This is a genomic window from Escherichia sp. KTE31 (assembly GCF_000407925.1).
Taxonomy (GTDB): Bacteria; Pseudomonadota; Gammaproteobacteria; order Enterobacterales; family Enterobacteriaceae; genus Escherichia; species Escherichia ruysiae.
Map to the genome: position 1 here is coordinate 796268 of NZ_KE136723.1, position 23116 is coordinate 819383.

Sequence of the window (23116 nt, forward strand, 5' to 3'; positions counted from 1 at the left end):
TGTCGCGTTATGGAGCGCAGGCGGCAACGGGCTTCCGTTAACGATTAAGACTGTGACGAGGAAATGAGATGATGCCGATGATGAAATTCCCGCATGGCGAGGGAGGCTGCGTATGCGCTCCCCCTGCGACTGACCGGACTCCGCCCCCTTTGCTTCCCCTGCTAAACAGGTTTGATTTCAGGTCGACGCGACCGCAAACCCGATTGCGCAGTGGAGGCAGCGATTATGGCTATTAATTCATCGCTGGACATTACTACACAACCGGGCAAAACCCGCCTGCGAAAATCACTGAAATTGTGGCAGGTGGTGATGATGGGTCTGGCCTATCTCACACCGATGACCGTGTTCGATACTTTTGGCATTGTATCTGGCATTAGCGACGGTCACGTTCCGGCATCCTACCTGCTGGCGCTGGCAGGCGTGCTGTTTACCGCGATCAGCTACGGCAAACTGGTTCGCCAGTTCCCGGAAGCTGGCTCGGCCTATACCTACGCGCAAAAGTCGATTAACCCGCACGTCGGCTTTATGGTCGGCTGGTCATCGCTGCTGGATTATCTCTTTTTGCCGATGATCAACGTCTTGTTGGCGAAAATCTATCTCTCCGCCCTCTTCCCGGAAGTGCCGCCGTGGGTGTGGGTGGTAACCTTCGTCGCCATTTTAACCGCCGCGAATCTGAAGAGCGTCAACCTGGTCGCCAACTTCAATACCCTGTTTGTACTGGTACAAATCTCCATCATGGTGGTATTCATCTTCCTGGTGGTTCAGGGGCTACATAAAGGTGAAGGCGTCGGCACCGTCTGGTCGCTACAACCGTTTATTAGCGAGAACGCGCATCTGATTCCGATTATTACCGGGGCGACGATAGTCTGCTTCTCGTTCCTCGGTTTTGATGCAGTGACTACGCTTTCGGAAGAGACGCCAGACGCCGCACGCGTGATCCCGAAAGCCATCTTCCTGACGGCGGTATACGGCGGCGTTATCTTTATCGCTGCGTCGTTCTTTATGCAACTGTTCTTCCCGGATATCAGCCGCTTTAAAGACCCGGATGCCGCACTGCCGGAGATTGCACTGTACGTCGGCGGCAAGCTGTTCCAGTCGATTTTCCTTTGCACCACGTTTGTGAACACGTTAGCGTCTGGCCTCGCGTCGCACGCCAGCGTCTCGCGTCTGCTGTATGTGATGGGCCGCGACAATGTGTTCCCGGAACGCGTGTTTGGCTATGTGCACCCGAAATGGCGCACGCCTGCGTTGAACGTCATTATGGTAGGAATTGTGGCACTGTCGGCGCTGTTCTTTGATTTAGTCACCGCCACGGCGTTGATTAATTTCGGCGCACTGGTGGCGTTTACCTTCGTTAATTTGTCTGTGTTTAATCACTTCTGGCGACGCAAAGGGATGAATAAAAGCTGGAAGGAACACTTCCACTATTTATTAATGCCGCTGGTTGGCGCTCTAACGGTGGGCGTGTTGTGGGTTAACCTTGAGTCGACCTCATTGACGCTCGGTCTGGTGTGGGCCTCGTTAGGCGGCGCATATTTGTGGTATCTGATCCGCCGTTATCGCAAAGTGCCGCTGTACGAGGGCGACAGAACGCCGGTGAGCGAAACGTAATACGTAGGATGCGCGGCGCATTGTCCTGCCGGGGGCAATGCGCCGCGCCATTATCTATAAAAAGATGTATGACCCGGATCACGAGTGCTATCATCCGCCCTTATGCTTAACGCATTAACCCCAGGGCAAAAAATGAACCACGATATCCCACTGAAATATTTTGATATTGCCGATGAGTACGCGACTGAATGCGCAGAACCTGTCGCAGAAACTGAACGCACGCCACTGGCTCACTACTTCCAGTTACTGCTCACCCGGTTGATGAATAATGAAGAGATCAGCGAAGCAGCCCAGCATGAAATGGCCGCTGAAGCGGGGATTAATCCCGCACGCATTGATGAGATCGCAGAGTTTTTGAATCAATGGGGTAATGAGTAATCATTTAATTGCGGATGCCCGGTCAGTATCGCAGACCGGATAAGGCGTTCATGCCGCATCCGGCTAAAAATGACATGAACCCAGCTTTAATGGGTTTCTCACGATCGCGCCACGCTGTTCCTCGCTAAGTAGTTCTGTGAGTTATAGTTATAGAGAAATCACGGGTACGAATGTTGAACAGATGGCGACGCCACATGTGCAACAACCAACCATACTGCCCTCATTGCGACCCCTGAACACAAACGGTAATGGCAAATGTCATTAAATATTAGTAAGATAGCCTCTTTACATAAAATCCCTTAATATTATGCGCCAGGTATTATCGTCTCTTTTGGTGATTGCTGGACTTGTGAGTGGTCAGGCAATCGCCGCGCCTGAACCCACCCCGCACGCTGATATCCGCGACAGCGGTTTTGTCTATTGCGTCAGCGGGCAGGTCAACACCTTTAACCCATCCAAAGCGAGCAGTGGGTTAATTGTCGATACCCTTGCCGCCCAGTTTTATGATCGACTACTGGATGTCGATCCCTATACTTATCGTCTGATGCCGGAACTTGCCGAAAGCTGGGAAGTGCTCGACAACGGCGCAACCTATCGCTTCCACCTGCGTCACGATGTTCCGTTTCAAAAAACCGACTGGTTTACGCCTACTCGCAAAATGAATGCTGATGATGTGGTGTTTACCTTCCAGCGAATTTTTGACCGTAACAACCCGTGGCATAACGTCAACGGTAGCAACTTCCCCTATTTCGACAGCCTGCAATTTGCTGATAACGTGAAAAGCGTCCGCAAGCTGGATAATCACACCGTTGAGTTCCGTCTCGCCCAGCCGGATGCTTCCTTTTTATGGCACCTGGCGACCCATTATGCGTCGGTAATGTCTGCCGAATATGCGCAAAAATTAGAGAAAGAAGATCGTCAGGAACAACTCGACCGCCAACCCGTAGGCACCGGACCGTATAAACTGTCGGAAAATCGCACGGGACAATATATTCGCTTACAACGTCATGATGAGTTCTGGCGAGGCAAACCGTTGATGCCACAGGTGGTGGTGGATTTAGGTTCTGGTGGCACCGGACGTCTGTCGAAACTCTTGACCGGTGAATGTGACGTTCTGGCCTGGCCTGCTGCCAGCCAACTGTCTATTTTGCGCGACGACCCGCGTTTGCGTTTAACGCTGCGTCCGGGGATGAACGTCGCCTATCTGGCGTTTAACACTGCCAAACCACCGCTGAATAATCCGGCAGTACGTCATGCGCTGGCACTGGCGATTAATAACCAGCGCCTGATGCAATCTATCTATTACGGTACGGCTGAAACGGCAGCCTCTATTTTACCGCGCGCCTCGTGGGCTTATGACAACGAGTCTAAAATTACCGAATACAATCCGGCGAAATCACGCGAACAGTTGAAGGCATTGGGGCTGGAAAATTTAACGCTGAAACTGTGGGTGCCAACACGCTCGCAAGCGTGGAACCCCAGTCCGCTGAAAACTGCCGAGCTGATTCAGGCGGATATGGCGCAGGTCGGCGTGAAAGTGGTGATTGTGCCGGTAGAAGGTCGTTTTCAGGAGGCGCGGTTGATGGATATGAGCCATGATCTGACGTTATCCGGCTGGGCGACGGACAGTAACGACCCGGACAGTTTCTTCCGCCCGTTACTGAGCTGCGCGGCAATTCATTCGCAGACTAACCTTGCCCACTGGTGCGATCCGAAATTCGACAGCGTGTTGCGTAAGGCGCTCTCCTCGCAGCAACTGGCGGCGCGTATTGAAGCCTATGACGAAGCGCAAAGTATTCTGGCGCAGGAGTTACCCATTCTACCGCTGGCCTCATCACTACGCTTGCAGGCCTATCGGTACGATATCAAAGGGCTGGTTCTTAGCCCATTTGGTAACGCCTCCTTCGCTGGTGTGTACCGCGAAAAGCAAAATGAGGTGAAAAAACCATGATTATCTTCACCTTACGCCGCGTTTTATTATTGATCGTGACCTTGTTCCTGCTGACTTTTGTTGGCTTCAGTTTGAGCTATTTCACGCCACATGCGCCGTTACAAGGCGCTTCACTGGGGAATGCCTGGGTATTTTGGTTTAACGGCCTGATTCACTGGGATTTTGGTGTTTCCAGCATTAATGGTCAGCCGATAGCCGAACAGTTAAAAGAGGTCTTTCCGGCGACGATTGAGCTATGCATTCTCGCTTTTGGTTTTGCGCTGATTGTTGGCATCCCGGTGGGCATGATTGCCGGAATTACGCGCCATAAGTGGCAAGATAACTTGATCAATGCCATCGCGTTGCTGGGCTTTTCAATCCCGGTTTTCTGGCTGGCGCTTCTGTTGACGCTGTTTTGTTCGCTGACGCTGGGCTGGCTGCCCGTTTCAGGGCGTTTCGATTTGCTCTATGAAGTGAAACCTGTTACCGGCTTTGCGTTGATTGATGCCTGGCTTTCGGACTCTCCGTGGCGGGATGAAATGATCATGAGCGCAATACGCCATATGGTATTGCCGGTCATCACCCTGTCGGTTGCGCCAACAACTGAAGTGATCCGATTGATGCGTATCAGCACCATCGAAGTCTATGACCAGAATTATGTGAAAGCAGCGGCGACTCGTGGTTTGTCACGCTTTACTATTTTGCGTCGCCATGTGCTGCATAACGCGTTACCCCCTGTCATCCCTCGTCTGGGTTTGCAGTTTTCCACCATGCTGACGCTGGCGATGATCACCGAAATGGTCTTTAGCTGGCCTGGTTTGGGGCGCTGGTTAATTAACGCCATTCGCCAACAAGATTACGCAGCGATTTCCGCCGGTGTGATGGTGTGTGGTTCGCTGGTCATTATTGTTAATGTGATTTCTGATATTTTGGGTGCTATGGCTAACCCTCTGAAACATAAGGAATGGTATGCCTTACGATAGCGTATACAGCGAGAAGCGCCCGCCGGGCACGCTACGTACCGCCTGGCGCAAATTCTATGGTGACGCCGCTGCAATGGTCGGCCTGTACGGCTGCGCGGGGCTGGCTGTACTGTGTATTTTTGGCGGCTGGTTTGCGCCTTACGGCATTGACCAGCAGTTTCTCGGTTATCAATTGTTGCCACCGTCATGGTCTCGCTATGGCGAAGTCTCTTTCTTCCTGGGGACTGACGACCTCGGACGCGACGTTTTAAGCCGTTTATTGAGCGGCGCGGCGCCTACCGTTGGCGGCGCATTTGTGGTGACACTTGCTGCTACCGTCTGTGGCCTGGTGCTCGGCACCTTCGCCGGCGCGACGCATGGCCTACGGTCAGCGGTGCTTAATCATATTCTGGATACCTTACTGGCGATCCCGTCCCTGCTGCTGGCAATTATCGTTGTGGCGTTTGCCGGGCCGAGTTTGTCGCACGCGATGTTTGCCGTCTGGCTGGCGCTGCTACCACGTATGGTGCGTTCGGTCTACAGCATGGTGCATGATGAGCTGGAAAAAGAGTACGTTATCGCTGCTCGCCTGGATGGTGCAACGACGCTGAATATTCTCTGGTTTGCCGTGCTGCCAAACATCACCGCTGGGCTGGTCACGGAGATCACCCGCGCACTGTCGATGGCAATTCTTGATATCGCCGCACTGGGCTTTCTTGATCTCGGCGCGCAACTCCCCTCACCTGAATGGGGAGCGATGCTCGGCGATGCGCTGGAACTGATTTATGTCGCCCCGTGGACCGTCATGCTGCCTGGTGCTGCAATTATGATCAGCGTGTTGTTGGTTAACCTCCTTGGTGATGGTGTGCGTCGTGCGATTATTGCGGGGGTAGAATAATGCCGTTACTGGATATTCGTAACCTGACCATTGAATTTAAAACCGGTGATGAGTGGGTTAAAGCCGTTGACCGCGTGAGTATGACCTTAACCGAAGGTGAAATCCGTGGCCTTGTTGGTGAATCCGGCTCCGGCAAAAGTTTGATTGCGAAAGCGATTTGTGGCGTCAATAAAGATAACTGGCGTGTTACCGCTGACCGTATGCGTTTTGATGACATCGATCTGCTGCGCCTCTCCGCGCGCGAACGGCGCAAGCTGGTTGGGCACAACGTGTCGATGATTTTTCAGGAACCGCAATCGTGTCTAGACCCTTCTGAACGTGTGGGGCGTCAGTTAATGCAAAACATCCCGGCCTGGACCTATAAAGGCCGTTGGTGGCAGCGATTTGGCTGGCGCAAACGCCGTGCCATTGAGCTGCTGCACCGCGTGGGGATTAAAGATCACAAAGATGCGATGCGCAGTTTTCCGTATGAGTTGACCGAAGGTGAATGCCAGAAAGTGATGATTGCCATCGCGCTGGCGAATCAACCACGTCTGCTGATAGCTGACGAACCAACAAACTCGATGGAGCCAACCACCCAGGCGCAAATATTTCGCCTGCTGACGCGTTTGAATCAAAACAGCAATACCACTATTTTGCTTATTAGTCATGACTTACAAATGCTTAGTCAATGGGCGGACAAAATCAACGTGCTTTACTGCGGACAAACCGTGGAAACAGCGCCGAGTAAGGAGCTGGTGACGATGCCGCATCATCCTTATACCCAGGCGCTGATCCGCGCGATACCAGATTTCGGCAGCGCAATGCCGCATAAAAGTCGCCTCAATACGCTGCCTGGTGCAATCCCGCTTCTGGAACAATTGCCCATAGGTTGTCGTCTGGGGCCACGTTGCCCGTATGCACAACGAGAATGTATAGTGACGCCGCGCCTGACGGGCGCGAAAAATCATCTCTATGCCTGTCATTTCCCGCTGAACATGGAGAAAGAGTGAGATGATAGAAACTCTGCTCGAAGTGCGTAATTTAAGCAAAACGTTCCGCTACCGAACTGGCTGGTTTCGTCGTCAGACCGTAGAAGCCGTAAAACCCTTGAGCTTTACGCTACGTGAACGCCAGACGCTGGCGATTATTGGTGAAAACGGTTCCGGTAAATCGACGCTGGCGAAAATGCTGGCAGGAATGATTGAGCCAACCAGCGGTGAGTTATTGATTGACGATCATCCGCTGCATTTTGGCGATTACTCCTTCCGCAGCCAGCGGATTCGCATGATTTTTCAGGATCCATCGACCTCGTTGAATCCGCGTCAGCGTATCTCGCAGATCCTGGATTTTCCTCTGCGTTTGAACACCGATCTGGAGCCTGAACAGCGCCGCAAACAGATTATTGAAACAATGCGTATGGTCGGGCTGCTACCGGATCACGTCAGTTACTATCCGCATATGCTGGCACCAGGGCAAAAACAACGTCTGGGTCTGGCGCGCGCGCTGATATTGCGCCCAAAAGTCATTATCGCGGATGAAGCTCTCGCCTCGCTGGATATGTCGATGCGTTCGCAGTTGATTAATCTGATGCTGGAGCTACAAGAGAAACAGGGCATTTCTTATATTTATGTTACCCAGCATATCGGGATGATGAAGCATATCAGCGACCAGGTTCTGGTCATGCATCAGGGCGAGGTGGTCGAGCGCGGTAGTACGGCTGACGTGCTGGCATCGCCGCTACATGAACTCACCAAACGGCTCATTTCCGGGCACTTTGGCGAAGCGTTGACGGCGGATGCGTGGCGTAAAGATCGTTAGTGTTCTGCACCTCATTCTGGCAGGGAAAATCCCCGCCAGAATGAGGTATTCATTAAGCCATTATTTCTGATTGCCGATTCTGGTGAGTGCAACCAGCAATGCCAGCGTGTAACACACCGTAATTGCCAGGCTCATTTTTAACAGAGTTTCCCCACCTACCCCCGATAACGGCGCGGCTATACCGCCAAAGACAAACATGCTCATCCCCATCAGCGCAGACGCCGTTCCTGATTCTTGTGTCCCTACCGCACTCATTGCTTCTGCCCCACCAACAGTGCCTATGCCGCTACAAAATGCGATGGTGAAAAATAATGCCACCAGTGCCGGAATGGGTAACTGCAACCATGCACACAAGACAGTGAGCGATGCACACAGAATCGCCGCTACCAGGCCGCCTCTCAACAAATTCATAGCGTTAATCCGTCGGGCTAGCCGTGAGAAGATCCATGAAGCGATGATAAGTCCGATGCCGTTAAGGCCAAATACCAGGCTGAATTGCATTGGGCTAAAGCCAAATTCTTTCTGCAACACGAAAGACGAAGAGCCGATGTACGCAAACAAACCTGCCAGCATAAAACTTTGAATCAGGCAAAAGCGCATAAAACGGCGGTTCTGCACCACACTTCGTCCGGTTAGTAGCAATGATGAGCCCCTTTTATTTTCTGGCAACGTCTCATTGATAAATAACAGGCAGCCCAGCAACAGTACGGTACTAATTCCTGCCATCACCCAGAATAAAATACGCCAGTCAAAGGCGCTGACAATGTAACCGCCCAGCACTGGCGACAACACCGGTGCCAGGCCATTCACCGTCATTAAAAGCGCAAAGAACTGGGTCAGCGTGACTCCCTGATATTTGTCACGAGCAATAGAACGGGAGAGCACCGAACCACCTGCCCCCGCGATCCCCTGAATAAAACGCCAGACTACCAGCCAGTAAATATTGTTAGTTGCCGCGCACAAAATGGAGGAGACAATAAACAATAACAACGACAAGATTAACGGACGTTTACGCCCTATTTTGTCGCTCAAAGGGCCAAATAACAGTTGTCCGACGCCAAGACCGATCAGTGACGCGGTCAGCGTTAATTGCGTTATGGTCGTGGTTGTCGCCAGTTGTTCCGACATCTCAGGTAATGCGGGCAAATAAAGGTCGGTACACATCGGGCCGATACCGGCTAAAAGACCGAGAATCAATGCCCATGAAAGAGAAACTCTAGCCATACTATTCCTTACTTGAGTGATGACATGCCGCCGCCCAGCGACTGCCAGAGCGTGATTCGGTTTGTAAAATCTGTCAGTTGCAGTGCCAGTAACTCCTGCTGCGCGCTCCACAAGCTGCGTTGTGCCGTCAACACGGTCAGGTAATCACCGACGCCGGCTTGATAGCGACGCAGGCCAATATCGACCGTTTGTTGCTCAGCTTTGACATACTGACGCTGTGCATCCAGTTGCTCTTCAAGCGTGGCCCGTCGAGCCAGTGCGTTAGCGACATCTTTAAACGCGCTTTGAACGGTTTTCTCATAGGTGGCAATAAGCCCGCGTTTTTGTGCTTCAGCGTAACGAAGCTGCGCCAGATTACTGCCGCCGGTGAACAGCGGTAATGTTACCGAGGGCGCGAATGACCAAACCTGCATTCCGTGGCTGAACAGCGACGATAATGCGTCACTGCCAACACCGGCACTGGCAGTCAGCGAAATAGTCGGGAAAAAGTTAGCCCGCGCGGCGCCAATATCAGCATTGGCGCTCTTCAGATTATGTTCTGCTTCCTGGATATCAGGGCGACGCAGCAGAACGTCAGATGACACTCCCGCAGGAACCAGGCTTATCATCTGTTCCGGCAGGCTTTCCAGTGTTTCCGGTAGCAGATTTTCCGCAAGCGTAGTACCTGCCAGTAAGTTCAGAGCATTTTTATCCTGCATCACTTGTGTCTGATAGCTGGCAACGCTGGCGCGCGCCTGCTGATAAACACTCATCGCCTCACTGACATCTGTCGCTGCAGCCGTGCCAACCTGCTGCTGGCGCTGGATAATTTTCAATGAGTTCTCTGCACTGGCCATCGTTTCTTTTGCCAGAGCCAGGTTGCTGTTATCGGCCGCCAGGGTCAGCCAGGCGTTGCAGATTTCGGCAATCAGCGTTAAACGGGTGTTCTGGGCTGTAAATTCACTGGCAAGCCAGGTTTCTCGCGCCGCCCGTGACAAACTCTGATTACGACCAAACAGATCTAACGTAAAGCTGGACACTGTGCCATCCGCCTCGGCAGTGGTTCCCGTGCCATTCGCCAGCGAACGACTGCGGGTCGAGCTTAAAGCCGCATTTACCGTCGGGAATAACCACGCATTAGTTTGGCCATATAGCGCCCGTGCTGAGTCAATATCAGCAATCGCTTTTTGCACATCGCGGTTACTGTTCAGTGCAATGGTCACCACCTGCTGCAATCGGGGATCGTGGATCACCTGTTGCCAGTCATGGCTGATTGCCTTCCCCTGCCCCTGTGCTCCCGGCAAGGTCGCCGGGATTGGGGATTCAGGCGTGCTGTAGTGGGGATCGAGCGAGACGCATCCCGCACTCAACAGCACCAGAAAAATAAGAGAACGACGCAACATAACTTACTCCTGACGGCGCGGTTTACCGGCAAACAAACGTTTAACCAGGACAAAAAACAGAGGAACGAAGAAGATGGCCAGTAATGTAGCGGTCAACGTACCGCCAATAATGCCCGTACCAATGGCGATGCGGCTGTTCGCACCTGCGCCGGTTGCCATCGCCAGCGGCATTACCCCCGCAATAAACGCCAGCGAGGTCATGATGATTGGGCGTAAACGGGTCTGCGCCGCGCGTAATGCCGCACGGCTCAGGGAATAGCCCTCAGCCACCGCCGCTTCAGCAAATTCCACAATCAGAATGGCATTTTTCGACGACAAACCGATGGTGGTTAATAGCGCCACCTGGAAGTAAACATCGTTGTTTAAATTACGCATCCAGGCCGCCAGCGCCGCACCAAGTAGCCCCAACGGGATCACCAGAATGACCGAGAACGGGACTGACCAGCTTTCGTACAGTGCTGCAAGGCAGAGGAAAACCACCAGAATAGAGACCGCATACAGACTCAGTGCCTGACCGCTGGCCAGTTTCTCCTGCAATGACAAGCCACTCCAAGCCCAGGTTGTTCCTGCCGGAAGGTTGTTTGCCAGAGCTTCCATTTTTGCCATCGCGTCGCCAGAACTAAAACCGCTCGCATTTTCCCCCTGAATTTCATAAGCCGCAGAACCGTTGTAGCGCACCAGTTTTTCCGGGCCGTAGATCCAACGCGTAGTGGCAAAAGCAGAGAACGGCGTCATGGCGTTATCGCTCCCGCGCACAAACCATTTCCCTAAGTCTGACGGCGCAGAACGAAACTCACTGTCGCCCTGAATGTAGACTTTTTTCACACGACCACGGTCAATAAAGTCATTCACATAAGTACCGCCCCACGCGCTGGCCAGCGTGTCGGTGACATCGCTTAAGCTCAAACCCAGCGATACGGCTTTATTGTTATCAATATCTACCTGCAATTGCGGCATTTGCGGCAGGTCATTGGCACGTACAGAAATCAGCTCAGGGCTTTGATTAGCCTGTTCAATCAACTGATTACGCATTTGAAGTAAGGTTTCGCGGTCAGTCGCACCACTTGCCATTAATTCAAACGTAAAGCCATTGCTATGCCCCAGACCATCAACCGCAGGCGGCGTCATGGCAAACACCGTAGCATCACGAATTGCCCCCAACTCTTTGGTTGCCCGTAAGGCAATGGCCTGGGCGGTATTTTCAGCGCCTTTACGTTGTGACCAGTTTTTCAACGAGACAAACGCCATCCCGGTGTTCTGTCCACTACCACTGAAACTAAAACCATCAACGGTAAAAATGACATCGGTGTTTGCTTTTTCGTTTACCAGGAACCAGTCAACAATCTGACGGTTTACTTCTGCTGTACGAACGGCGGTCGCTCCGGCTGGCAGCGTGTACTGCACCATGATTTCGCCCTGGTCTTCAGTGGGTAAGAAACTGCCGGGCAGTTTCCACATCATCAAAGCCATTCCACCGCCCAGCACGACATAGACACCCATAGCCCGCACCGCCCGACGCAAAACATAAAGGACGCCATGCTGATACTTTTCTTCAGTACGACGGTAAAAACGGTTAAATGCACCGAAGAAGCCTTTTTTATGCGGTGGGACATGCTGGAGGACAGAACCACAAAGCGCAGGAGTCAGCGTTAATGCGACCACCACGGAAAGCAGCATTGCAGAGATAATAGTTATCGAAAACTGACGATAAATTACCCCCGTAGATCCCCCAAAGAACGCCATTGGCAGAAATACGGCAGACAGCACCAAAGCAATAGCAACCAGTGCGCCAGAAATTTCGCCCATTGATTTTTCCGTGGCTTCACGGGCAGGCAATCCGTCGTCGCGCATAATACGTTCGACGTTCTCCACCACCACAATGGCATCGTCCACCAGCAAGCCGATCGCCAGCACCATTGCAAACAAGGTAAGGGTATTAATCGAATAGCCAAACAACGCAAGGACACCAAACGTCCCCAGCAAAACGACCGGCACGGCTAACGCCGGGATCAGCGTAGCGCGCAGGTTTTGCAGGAATAAATACATTACGCAAACCACCAGAACGATGGCTTCAAACAGCGTCTGAATTACGTCCTCTACGGAGATTTTAATAAATTCAGTGCTGTCTTTCGGGTAAGCAATGTCGTATCCCTGTGGCATGTTCCGCTGGAATTCGGCAATCTTATCCTTGACCAACGTCGCCGTATTCAGCGCATTCGCCCCCGGAGAGAGCATCACGGCTACCCCTGCGGCCGGATGACCGTTCAACTTACTGATGGCGTTATAATCTTCGCTCCCCATCTCGACGCGAGCCACATCTTTTATGCGAACAACTGCGCCGTCGGACTGGCTTTTAACAATGATATTTTTAAATTGCTCAACGGTTTGCAAGCGTGACTGAGCACGAACTGTTGCCGTCAATTGTTGCGTGTTCGATGATGGTAAAGCGCCGATTTTCCCGGCAGTAACCTGTACGTTTTGCGCTTCAATTGCACTTTGTACATCTGATGGCATCAGCGAGTATGAGGCCAGTTTGGCGGGGTCAAGCCAGATGCGCATAGCATATTCAGCCCCAAAAACTTGCAGACTACCTACACCTTCAACACGCGCCAGCGGGTCCTGAAGATTACTCACCAGCCAGTCAGCGATATCGGAACTGGTCGCTTTATCGGTAGTGTCATATACGGCAGCAATCAGCAAAAAGTTGCTTTGTGATTTCTCCACTGTGACGCCGGTTTGCTGCACTTCGCTCGGTAAACGTGACTCCGCCTGCTGTATTTTATTTTGTACCTGCACCTGCGCGGTATCAGGGTCCGTGCCTTGTTCAAACGTCACGTTAATACTGACTGAGCCATCCGAACTACTGGTGGAGCTGAAGTAGAGCAAATTATCCAGCCCGGTAAGTTGTTGCTCGATAACCTGAGTTACGCTGTTTTCCAGCGTTTCGGCTGAAGCTCCGGTATAAGTGGCTGAAATTCTAATAGTCGGCGGTGCAACGTCAGGATATTGCGCGACGGGTAATGTGCGAATGGCCAGAATACCCGCCAACATAATCAAGATGGCGATAACCCAGGCAAAGACGGGTCTGCGAACAAAAAAACGCGAAAACATCAGGCGTTGCCTCCATTAGCCTGAACCTCAACGGCCTTGACGGTCTGCCCTGAAGTCACTTTGGCGGAACCTTCGACAATCAGCCGGTCACCGTTGTGCAGACCGTTCAACACCAGCCATTTATCACCATAAGTTTCTCCCGTTTCGAGCGTGCGCTGCTCTACTTTATTGTCTTTATTCACCACCAGCGCGGTAGCATTGCCTTTAGCATCGCGCGTCACGCCCTGTTGAGGCGCGAGAATAGCGTCTTCCATCACGCCTTCATCGACACGAGCGCGAACAAACATGCCTGGTAATAACTGCTGTTGTGGATTAGGGAAAATCGCCCGTAATGTCACCGAACCGGTAGACTCATCCACAGCCACTTCAGTCAGTTCCAGACGGCCTTTTTCGCTGTAGGTTGTGCCATCTTCCAGAATAAGTGAGACGCTCATGGTGTCACTGTTTGTCGCCAGTGACTGTTTGCGCAGACGCAGTAAATCGACACTGGAGCGAGTGAGATCAACATACATCGTTTCCAGACCACGAATAGTCGTTAACGCCGTATCCTGCGACGCGGTCACCAGTGCGCCAGGCGTCACCGATGAAATGCCTATGCGCCCGGAAATCGGCGCGGTCACCGTGGTCCAGTCAAGATTAATGCGGGCAGTTTCCAGTGCGGCTTTTTTCGCCTCTACACTGGCTTTATCTTGTGCACAGGTAGACTGAGCATCATCAGCATCCTGTTGTGACACACCGTTATCTTTCACCAGTCGGGCATAACGCTGCGCTTTCTGGCAATCGGCTTTTACCAGTGCCTGCGCCTGTTGCAACGCGGCACGAGCTTCATTCCATGCCGCCCGATAACTGGCCGAATCAATCTGGTAAAGCGGCTGTCCGGCCTTGACCAGATCGCCTTCCTTAAACAAGCGTTTCTGGATAATCCCCCCAACCTGCGGACGTACTTCAGCACTGAGCGCAGCACTGGTGCGTCCGGTTAATTCACTAACGACCGAAACCGGTTGATATTTGAGCGTAACAACGCCCACTTCTGTTTCCGACGGGGATGAATTGTTATTTTGCGTATTATCACAACCAGATAAGAGCAGCATTGCCACTACAGACGTTGCTATATACTTCATTATTTTCTCCAGGGTGAACAATACCCTCCTCATTAAAATTAATGAGGATATTTCAGGGATATTCAGATATAACGAGCCCGCATCGCGAAATAAATTTCGCAATGAAATAAGGGGGATTAATATCCCCCGCTATCGGTTAATTCTGTCCTTATTTATTTATCAACATACTAATAATATCCTGATATATTTCCTGCAGACGTTGTGGATCGCTTTTTTGCGGTGTTAAGCGACGATAAACCGTACCTTCCACCATGGTAGCAAGCACTTCAACGCAACATCGAATGTGCTCATCGCTAAGATGGGGATGCATTCTTTTCATATGCGCACAACCGTTAGCAAACATTCTGGCGTCAGCTTCCTCAAGCATAGCCATCACCCGTGGGTTGCGTGTGGCTTCTGCAGCCACTTCCAGCATCAACGCGTCGTCGTCCTCATTTAAGGATTTGCGCAAGGCAAGGACTTCCGGGAAGCGATCGGTACGCGCGTCAATGTCCATCTGGGCAATACGGAAGTCGATGATACGGCGAACCATCTCTTCAATAATGGCGTCTTTATTGGCGAAGTAACGGTAGATCTGCCCGACGCTAAGCTGAGCTTCGCTGGCAATTTGCGACATACTGGCGGCATGAAAACCGCAGCGATGAAAACACCGACGGGCGGCGTTGATGATTTCATCCTGACGCTGTTTGTGACGTATCTCCAGATTACTGGTCATCTCTGTCTCCTGCCCTTTCACTTAGTGAGAATGATCGTTCTCATTTAGGCTAATTATACGTTTCTCCAAAGTAATGGAAAGTATTTTTATACTATTCATGGTGCATGTTCTGATAATGAAGAGATTGTGGAGGTTCTGTGAAGATGATTGAAATATTTCGTTGATGTCAGTTCATCAGAGAAAGACCGCGACTTGTTTTCGCCAGATTATTAATCGCCGATGACACAACAGAAGCCAGGGCTGATAAATCCGCGTCTGTTTTCATCATCAAACTTACCGGAAGTAATACAAATAGTTTTAAAGCCAGACTCTATAAGATATTTCCACAACCTGCCCCTTGCGGGCGTCGCAAAATGCTCTGTACCGCTGATTCTCCCCCGTACAGAAAGCTCAACTATAGCCACCTACAGCCTGGTTGATTATAATAACCGTTTATCTGTTCGTACTGTTTACTAAAACGACGAATCGCCTGATTTTCAGGCACAACAAGCATCAACAATAAGGATTAAAGCTATGGGTTTTCTTTCCGGTAAGCGCATTCTGGTAACCGGTGTTGCCAGCAAACTGTCCATCGCCTACGGTATCGCTCAGGCGATGCACCGCGAAGGAGCTGAACTGGCATTCACCTACCAGAACGACAAACTGAAAGGCCGCGTAGAAGAATTTGCCGCTCAATTAGGTTCTGACATCGTTCTGCAGTGCGATGTTGCCGAAGATGCCAGCATCGACACCATGTTCGCTGAACTGGGTAAAGTCTGGCCGAAATTTGACGGCTTCGTACACTCTATTGGTTTTGCACCTGGCGATCAGCTGGATGGTGACTATGTTAACGCCGTTACCCGTGAAGGCTTCAAAATTGCCCACGACATCAGCTCTTACAGCTTCGTTGCAATGGCAAAAGCTTGCCGTTCCATGCTGAATCCGGGTTCTGCCCTGCTGACCCTCTCCTACCTGGGCGCCGAACGCGCTATCCCGAACTACAACGTTATGGGTCTGGCAAAAGCGTCTCTGGAAGCGAACGTACGCTATATGGCTAACGCGATGGGTCCCGAAGGTGTGCGTGTTAACGCCATCTCTGCTGGTCCGATCCGTACTCTGGCGGCTTCTGGCATCAAAGACTTCCGTAAAATGCTGGCTCACTGCGAAGCGGTTACACCGATTCGTCGTACCGTTACCATCGAAGATGTGGGTAACTCTGCAGCGTTCCTGTGCTCCGACCTCTCCGCAGGTATCTCCGGTGAAGTCGTTCACGTTGACGGCGGTTTCAGCATTGCTGCCATGAACGAACTGGAACTGAAATAATCGTTCTATTGATAAAGATGGGCGGCGTTCTGCCGCCCGATTTCTCTGTTATACCTTTCTGATATTTGTTATCGCCGATCCGTCTTTCTCCCCTCCCAGCCTTGCGTCAGGATAACGATTTCCTTTACGACCAAGGAGTCCCCATGGAACAACGCCACATTACCGGCAAAAGCCACTGGTATCATGAAACGCAATCCAGTACTTCGGAGTATGACGTTTTGCCACTGGTTCCGGGAGCCGCAAAGGTAACCGATCCTTTTCTGCTCGACGTGATCCTTGATGAAGAAACACTTGATCCCTTTCATTCGTGGCTGATCCCGGCGCGTGCTCTTGCTGTAGAATTCTTCCCCGACCAGCTTGCGGTGACCCGTTTACAGACATTCACCGCCTATGAACGCCTGACGACCGCACTGACCGTTGCTCAGGTCTGCGGCGTCCAGCGGCTATGCAACTACTATTCCGCGCGTCTGACACCGCTTCCCGGGCCTGACTCCTCCAGGGAAAGCAATCATCGGCTGGCGCAAATCACGCAATATGCCCGTCAACTGGCCGGTTCTCCATCAATCATCGACGGTCAGTCCCGCCAGCATCTTAACGATGTCGGGCTTACCGCCTGGGATTGTGTAATTATCAACCAAATCATCGGCTTTGTTGGTTTTCAGGCACGAGCGATCGCCACATTTCAGGCTTATCTTGAGCAACCGATACGCTGGCTACCCGGTCGGGAAGTGCAAAGCTACGCAGACGGTTCACTTTTTGCTGAAGCATCAACTGGCTGGCGTGCCTGCTACGAAGTGGAGATATCTTCGCAAGAGCAAGAGATGAATGCTCACCGACAGTTACCATCCGAACTTCGCCAACTGGTAGCAATCCTGAATCTGCACCCTGCCTCACTTTCACTCTTTGTGACGTTGCTATCCAGCTCGTTGGTAACAACAAAATCCAGCCATCAACTTGCTGCCTTACTCAGTGCGCGAATTAATGGTAGCGTTGCCTGTTTCACCTCTTTAATTCATTCAAATTTTGAATATAAAGAAGCAATATGCATTTTGCGTCAGGGCGAAAACGAAATAAACCAATGGGCTGACCGTCATTCTGTTGAGCGCGCTACCGTTCAGGCGATACAATGGCTGACACGAGCACCCGATCGCTTTAGCGCCGCCCAGTTTAGCCCATTACTCGAACATGAAATATCATCAGCTCAGGTTATCAATCTGCTGGTATGGAGCGGGTTTTGTGGTTGGATAAATCGCTTAAAAATCGCGTTGGGTGAAACACATTAACCTTGCTGCGTCAGGCAGAATCGCGTAAAACTGTCAGCCGCTCTAATGGCCACCAAAATAGACAATTATGTTTCAGGACAACCCGCTGCTAGCGCAGCTTAAACAGCAACTGCACTCCCAGACGCCCCGCGCTGAAGGGGTGGTAAAAGCCACTGAAAAAGGCTTTGGCTTCCTGGAAGTCGACGCACAGAAAAGTTATTTCATTCCGCCGCCGCAGATGAAAAAAGTCATGCATGGCGACCGAATTATCGCGGTGATCCACAGTGAAAAAGAACGTGAATCCGCAGAGCCAGAAGAACTGGTTGAACCGTTTCTGACTCGTTTCGTGGGTAAGGTTCAGGGCAAAAATGACCGTCTGGCCATCGTTCCTGATCATCCACTCTTAAAAGACGCCATTCCTTGTCGCGCGGCTCGTGGCCTGCCCCATGAGTTTAAAGAAGGCGACTGGGCGGTTGCCGAAATGCGCCGCCATCCGTTGAAAGGCGATCGCTCCTTCTATGCGGAACTGACACAATACATCACTTTTGGTGACGACCACTTCGTACCGTGGTGGGTAACCCTGGCACGCCATAATCTGGAAAAAGAAGCGCCAGACGGTGTTGCTACCGAAATGCTCGATGAAGGTCTGCAACGTGAAGATCTGACTGCTCTGGACTTTGTCACCATTGACAGCGCCAGCACGGAGGATATGGATGATGCCCTTTTCGCTAAGGCGTTGCCGGATGACAAACTACAGTTGATTGTCGCGATTGCCGACCCAACCGCGTGGATCGCAGAAGGCAGCAAGCTGGACAAAGCCGCGAAAATTCGTGCGTTCACCAACTATCTGCCAGGCTTCAATATCCCAATGCTGCCACGGGAACTTTCCGACGACCTCTGCTCCCTGCGTGCCAATGAAGTGCGTCCGGTGCTGGCATGTCGGATGACGCTATCCGCTGACGGCACCATTGAAGACGACATCGAATTTTTTGCTGCTACCATCGAATCCAAAGCCAAGCTGGTTTATGACCAGGTTTCCGATTGGCTGGAAAACACCGGTGACTGGCAGCCAGAAAGTGATGCGATTGCGGAACAAATCCGCCTGTTAGCGCAAATTTGCCAGCGTCGCGGCGAATGGCGTAATAACCATGCGTTGGTGTTTAAAGATCGCCCGGATTACCGTTTTATTCTCGGTGAAAAAGGTGAAGTGTTGGATATCGTCGCTGAACCGCGTCGTATTGCTAACCGTATCGTCGAAGAAGCGATGATCGCCGCTAACATTTGTGCGGCTCGCGTGCTGCGCGATAAGCTCGGTTTCGGTATCTATAACGTACATATGGGCTTTGATCCGGCAAATGCCGACGCGCTGGCAGCATTACTGAAAACGCACGGTCTACATGTTGACGCCGAAGAAGTGCTCACACTGGACGGCTTCTGCAAACTGCGCCGTGAGCTGGATGCGCAACCGACAGGTTTTCTTGACAGCCGCATTCGCCGTTTTCAGTCTTTTGCAGAAATCAGCACCGAACCAGGCCCTCACTTTGGCCTCGGTCTGGAAGCATATGCCACCTGGACTTCACCGATTCGTAAGTATGGCGACATGATCAACCATCGTCTGCTGAAAGCGATCATCAAAGGCGAAACAGCGACGCGCCCGCAGGATGAAATCACCGTCCAAATGGCAGAGCGTCGCCGTCTTAACCGGATGGCAGAACGTGATGTCGGCGACTGGTTATACGCACGTTTCCTGAAAGACAAAGCCGGAACCGACACCCGTTTTGCGGCAGAAATCGTCGATATCAGCCGTGGCGGTATGCGTGTGCGGCTGGTCGATAACGGCGCTATTGCCTTTATCCCTGCACCATTCTTACACGCTGTGCGCGATGAACTGGTTTGCAGTCAGGAAAACGGCACCGTACAAATCAAAGGTGAAACAGTTTACAAAGTAACCGACGTTATCGACGTCACCATCGCCGAAGTACGCATGGAAACCCGCAGTATTATTGCGCGCCCGGTCGCGTAATCCCCCTTCACGGCCCGTTCATTACGGATGGGCCGTTTGCTTTCCCCCTCCCTTCGCATTCGTTTTATCTCAGCAGATTTTTTTTAATGACTTCCGTTTGAAAACTGGCGTTTTCCCAAAACTGGATTACAAATAAATATATAAAAAAAACAATACGTTTAGCCGACATCAATTTCATGTAAGTCATGTTGGACCTTTCATTTAATGGCATGGTTCGCCGTTAACCGTAGGGTATGCATCATGAAAACCGTTAGGGAGTCCACAACGTTGTACAACTTTCTCGGATCGCACAACCCATACTGGCGGTTGTCGGAAAACAGTGATGTTTTGCGCTTTTCCACCACTGAAACAACAGAACCTGAACGTACTCTGCAGTTATCCGCCGAACAGGCTGCTCGCATCCGGGAAATGACGGTCATCACCTCCAGCCTGATGATGAGTCTGACAGTCGATGAGAGCGACCTTTCTGTCCATCTGGTGGGACGAAAAATCAATAAGCGCGAATGGGGTGGCAACGCGTCGGCATGGCATGATACACCGGCAGTTGCTCGTGATTTATCACACGGACTTTCCTTTGCCGAACAGGTAGTTTCTGAAGCCCATTCCGCAATTGTGATTCTGGACAGCCGGGGAAATATCCAGCGTTTTAATCGGTTATGTGAAGAATATACAGGGCTGAAAGAACACGATGTCATTGGGCAAAGCGTGTTTAAATTGTTTATGAGTCGCCGTGAAGCTGCGATCTCACGGCGTAACAACAGCAGTTTTTTTCGTAGTGGCAACGCCTATGAAGTCGAGCGTTGGGTACAGACGCGCAAAGGTCAGCGACTGTTTCTGTTTCGCAACAAATTTGTCCACAGCGGTAGCGGCAAAAATGAGATCTATTTAATCTGTTCCGGCACCGATATCACCGAAGAACGTCACGCCCAGGAACGATTGCGAATCCTGGCTAACACTGACAGCATCACCGGGCTACCGAATCGTAACGCAATGCAGGAATTAATCGACTACGCCATTAATCAGACCGACGAGAGTAAGGTCGGAGTGGTTTATCTCGATTTAGACAATTTTAAAAAAGTGAACGATGCCTACGGGCATTTGTTTGGCGACCAGCTGTTACGCGAGGTTTCACTGGCCATTTTAAGCTGTCTTGAACAGGATCAGGTGTTGGCACGTCTTGGCGGCGATGAATTTCTGGTACTCGCACCAGACACCTCACAAAGTGCCCTGGAAGCAATGGCATCGCGGATTTTGACCCGCCTGCGCCAACCCTTTCGCATCGGTTTAATCGAAGTTTATACTGGCTGTTCGATTGGTATTTCACTTTCACCGCAACACGGTCCAGACAGCGCGGCGATTATTCGCCATGCCGATACGGCAATGTACAGTGCCAAAGAAGGCGGACGAGGACAATTTTGCGTCTTTTCGCCGGAAATGAATCAACGGGTATTTGAGTATCTGTGGCTGGATACCAACCTGCGTAAAGCACTGGAAAACGATCAGTTAGTCATTCACTATCAGCCGAAAATCACCTGGCGCGGTGAAGTACGCAGTCTGGAAGCTCTGGTACGCTGGCAGTCCCCCGAACGTGGCTTAATTCCCCCTCTGGACTTTATTTCCTATGCCGAAGAGTCTGGTCTGATTGTGCCACTGGGCCGTTGGGTTATTCTCGACGTCGTGCGTCAGGTTGCAAAATGGAGAGATAAAGGTATTAATCTTCGGGTGGCGGTGAATGTCTCAGCACGCCAACTCGCCGATCAAACCATTTTCACTGACCTGAAACAGGTACTCCAGGAACTTAAATTTGAGTATTGCCCTATTGATGTCGAACTGACTGAAAGCTGTCTGATTGAAAACGATCAGTTGGCGCTTTCCGTTATTCAGCAATTCAGTCAATTAGGCGCACAGGTTCATCTGGATGATTTCGGCACGGGTTACTCTTCTCTTTCCCAACTGGCACGATTCCCCATCGATGCTATAAAACTCGACCAGGTTTTTGTTCGTGATATTCACAAACAGCCAGTCTCGCAGTCGCTGGTACGTGCGATCGTCGCCGTGGCTCAGGCGCTCAATCTTCAGGTGATTGCCGAAGGTGTAGAGAGTACAAAAGAAGATGCCTTTTTGACCAAAAATGGCATCAATGAGAGACAAGGATTTTTGTTTGCCAAACCGATGCCTGCCGTAGCTTTCGAACGCTGGTATAAACGTTATCTGAAGCGCGCATAAAGAGACGAATATATAAATGTAACGGTATATAATTCCATTACATATCGTATTAATGAATGATAATTAGCCTTTGTCGTTAAGCACTTCTCTTTTAGCGGCAATTTTTGCATTATTCATTTTCACTTTTTGCCTTGAGGATACCCTGATGTCTGAATTTGATGCCCAACGCGTTGCCGAACGTATTGATATTGTGTTAGATATCCTTGTGGCGGGCGATTACCACTCTGCGATCCATAATCTCGAGATACTTAAAGCAGAACTGTTGCGCCAGGTTGCTGCATCTACGCCAGACATCCCGAAGGCACCGTGGGAGATTTAACAATCGTGCTTTCAGTTTTCCCTATTTAAGGATGCCCGGCACGTCAGCATTTTTTATTTAGTATTATAACGTTATAAGAATTACAGCGATGAATTCCCGACAACAAACTATTCTACAGATGGTCATTGAGCAGGGTCAGGTTAGCGTAACCGATCTGGCGAAAGCCACTGGAGTTTCCGAAGTTACCATTCGCCAGGATCTCAACACCCTCGAAAAACTTAGCTATCTACGCCGTGCACATGGCTTTGCAGTTTCGCTTGATAGTGATGACGTCGAAACCCGTATGATGAGTAATTATACGCTGAAGCGTGAACTCGCCGAGTTTGCCGCCTCACTGGTTCAACCGGGTGAAACCATCTTTATCGAGAATGGTAGCAGTAACGCCCTTCTGGCTCGCACATTAGGTGAGCAGAAGAAAAATGTCACCATCATTACGGTCAGCAGCTATATAGCGCATTTACTGAAAGACGCGCCTTGTGAGGTCATTTTACTTGGCGGCGTGTACCAGAAAAAAAGCGAAAGTATGGTTGGGCCACTGACACGTCAGTGCATCCAACAGGTGCATTTCAGTAAGGCATTTATTGGTATCGATGGCTGGCAACCTGAAACTGGATTTACAGGTCGCGACATGATGCGTACCGATGTGGTCAATGCCGTGCTGGAAAAAGAATGCGAAACCATAGTCCTGACTGACAGTTCTAAGTTTGGTGCCGTACACTCTTACTCCATCGGTCCTGTGGAGAGAATCAAAAGTGTTATAACCGATTCGAAGATTCGCGCCAGCGATATGATGCTTTTGGAACACAGTAAATTAATCGTTCACGTCGTTGACATATAATCACTTTCCCTCCC

Annotated in this window: 20 protein-coding genes; 14 read left to right on the forward strand and 6 right to left on the reverse strand. The window is 51.1% G+C overall.

The genetic code is table 11. The features are described from left to right. The first annotated feature begins 71 nt into the window (after nucleotides 1-71). The 8 genes from WES_RS24070 to sapF all read left to right on the forward strand — a co-directional run bounded on the left by WES_RS24070 (nucleotide 72) and on the right by sapF (nucleotide 7579). Nucleotides 72-236, forward strand: coding sequence for a YmjE family protein (locus WES_RS24070; protein WP_123058196.1), 165 nt, complete (start codon nucleotides 72-74; stop codon nucleotides 234-236). Further along, nucleotides 226-1611 carry a putrescine/proton symporter PuuP gene (puuP, locus tag WES_RS09605; RefSeq protein WP_010350589.1) on the forward strand — a complete coding sequence of 462 codons (1386 nt, stop codon included), beginning with the start codon at nucleotides 226-228 and terminating at the stop codon, nucleotides 1609-1611. Before WES_RS24070 ends, puuP begins: the two co-directional genes overlap by 11 nt. A gap of 132 nt (nucleotides 1612-1743) precedes the next feature. Next, nucleotides 1744-1989 carry a YmjA family protein gene (locus WES_RS09600; RefSeq protein ID WP_016158382.1) on the forward strand — a complete coding sequence of 82 codons (246 nt, stop codon included), beginning with the start codon at nucleotides 1744-1746 and terminating at the stop codon, nucleotides 1987-1989. Between the two features lie 307 nt (nucleotides 1990-2296). Then, nucleotides 2297-3940, forward strand: coding sequence for an ABC transporter substrate-binding protein SapA (gene sapA / locus WES_RS09595; RefSeq protein WP_001250189.1), 1644 nt, complete (start codon nucleotides 2297-2299; stop codon nucleotides 3938-3940). Continuing rightward, nucleotides 3937-4902, forward strand: coding sequence for a putrescine export ABC transporter permease SapB (gene sapB, locus WES_RS09590; RefSeq protein ID WP_000583302.1), 966 nt, complete (start codon nucleotides 3937-3939; stop codon nucleotides 4900-4902). Before sapA ends, sapB begins: the two co-directional genes overlap by 4 nt. After that, nucleotides 4889-5779: a peptide ABC transporter permease SapC gene (sapC, locus tag WES_RS09585; RefSeq protein ID WP_001146146.1), complete on the forward strand. Its 891-nt coding sequence runs from the start codon at nucleotides 4889-4891 to the stop codon at nucleotides 5777-5779. The genes sapB and sapC overlap by 14 nt, the downstream gene beginning before the upstream one ends. Further along, a complete protein-coding gene (gene sapD, locus WES_RS09580) occupies nucleotides 5779-6771 on the forward strand; it encodes a peptide ABC transporter ATP-binding protein SapD (protein WP_001128858.1) in 993 nt (330 codons plus the stop codon). The genes sapC and sapD overlap by 1 nt, the downstream gene beginning before the upstream one ends. 1 nt (nucleotide 6772) lies before the next feature. Continuing rightward, the gene (sapF, locus tag WES_RS09575; RefSeq protein WP_000573415.1) at nucleotides 6773-7579 is read left to right on the forward strand and encodes a peptide ABC transporter ATP-binding protein SapF; all 807 of its coding nucleotides are present in this window, start codon (nucleotides 6773-6775) and stop codon (nucleotides 7577-7579) included. Nucleotides 7580-7639: 60 nt separating this feature from the next. On the opposite strand, the gene WES_RS09570 is transcribed toward sapF, so the two are convergent. From WES_RS09570 to WES_RS09550, 5 genes are all read right to left on the reverse strand, one after another. Next, complete coding sequence (locus WES_RS09570; RefSeq protein ID WP_000135026.1) at nucleotides 7640-8803, reverse strand: multidrug effflux MFS transporter; 1164 nt, start codon at nucleotides 8801-8803, stop codon at nucleotides 7640-7642. A gap of 8 nt (nucleotides 8804-8811) precedes the next feature. Further along, complete coding sequence (locus WES_RS09565) at nucleotides 8812-10185, reverse strand: efflux transporter outer membrane subunit (protein WP_016158383.1); 1374 nt, start codon at nucleotides 10183-10185, stop codon at nucleotides 8812-8814. 3 nt (nucleotides 10186-10188) lie between these two features. Continuing rightward, a complete protein-coding gene (locus WES_RS09560) occupies nucleotides 10189-13296 on the reverse strand; it encodes an efflux RND transporter permease subunit (protein ID WP_016158384.1) in 3108 nt (1035 codons plus the stop codon). Next, a complete protein-coding gene (locus WES_RS09555; protein ID WP_016158385.1) occupies nucleotides 13296-14417 on the reverse strand; it encodes an efflux RND transporter periplasmic adaptor subunit in 1122 nt (373 codons plus the stop codon). The genes WES_RS09560 and WES_RS09555 overlap by 1 nt, the downstream gene beginning before the upstream one ends. Before the next feature lie 148 nt (nucleotides 14418-14565). After that, on the reverse strand, nucleotides 14566-15132 hold the full coding sequence (locus WES_RS09550; RefSeq protein ID WP_000203296.1) for a TetR/AcrR family transcriptional regulator: 567 nt from the start codon (nucleotides 15130-15132) through the stop codon (nucleotides 14566-14568). 513 nt (nucleotides 15133-15645) lie between these two features. Between WES_RS09550 and fabI the strand changes: the two genes are divergently transcribed. The 3 genes from fabI to WES_RS09535 all read left to right on the forward strand — a co-directional run bounded on the left by fabI (nucleotide 15646) and on the right by WES_RS09535 (nucleotide 19719). Next, nucleotides 15646-16434, forward strand: a complete 789-nt coding sequence (gene fabI / locus WES_RS09545; protein ID WP_000506490.1) for an enoyl-ACP reductase FabI — start codon at nucleotides 15646-15648, stop codon at nucleotides 16432-16434. Nucleotides 16435-16577: 143 nt separating this feature from the next. Further along, on the forward strand, nucleotides 16578-17717 hold the full coding sequence (locus WES_RS09540; protein WP_000437864.1) for a CMD domain-containing protein: 1140 nt from the start codon (nucleotides 16578-16580) through the stop codon (nucleotides 17715-17717). 67 nt (nucleotides 17718-17784) lie between these two features. Then, entirely contained in the window at nucleotides 17785-19719 is a 1935-nt protein-coding gene (locus tag WES_RS09535) for an exoribonuclease II (RefSeq protein ID WP_016158386.1), read from the forward strand. Nucleotides 19720-19783: 64 nt separating this feature from the next. Here WES_RS09535 and WES_RS09530 read toward each other — a convergent pair whose 3' ends face one another. Next, the gene (locus WES_RS09530) at nucleotides 19784-19906 is read right to left on the reverse strand and encodes a hypothetical protein (protein ID WP_000221850.1); all 123 of its coding nucleotides are present in this window, start codon (nucleotides 19904-19906) and stop codon (nucleotides 19784-19786) included. Nucleotides 19907-19959: 53 nt separating this feature from the next. On the opposite strand from WES_RS09530, the gene pdeR reads away from it, so the two are divergent. The 3 genes from pdeR to WES_RS09515 all read left to right on the forward strand — a co-directional run bounded on the left by pdeR (nucleotide 19960) and on the right by WES_RS09515 (nucleotide 23102). Further along, a complete protein-coding gene (gene pdeR / locus WES_RS09525; RefSeq protein ID WP_016158387.1) occupies nucleotides 19960-21945 on the forward strand; it encodes a cyclic di-GMP phosphodiesterase in 1986 nt (661 codons plus the stop codon). Nucleotides 21946-22090: 145 nt separating this feature from the next. Continuing rightward, nucleotides 22091-22264: a YciZ family protein gene (gene yciZ, locus WES_RS09520; RefSeq protein ID WP_001288366.1), complete on the forward strand. Its 174-nt coding sequence runs from the start codon at nucleotides 22091-22093 to the stop codon at nucleotides 22262-22264. An 88-nt stretch (nucleotides 22265-22352) separates the two neighbouring features. Further along, complete coding sequence (locus WES_RS09515; protein WP_001088635.1) at nucleotides 22353-23102, forward strand: DNA-binding transcriptional regulator YciT; 750 nt, start codon at nucleotides 22353-22355, stop codon at nucleotides 23100-23102. Nucleotides 23103-23116: the final 14 nt, after the last annotated feature.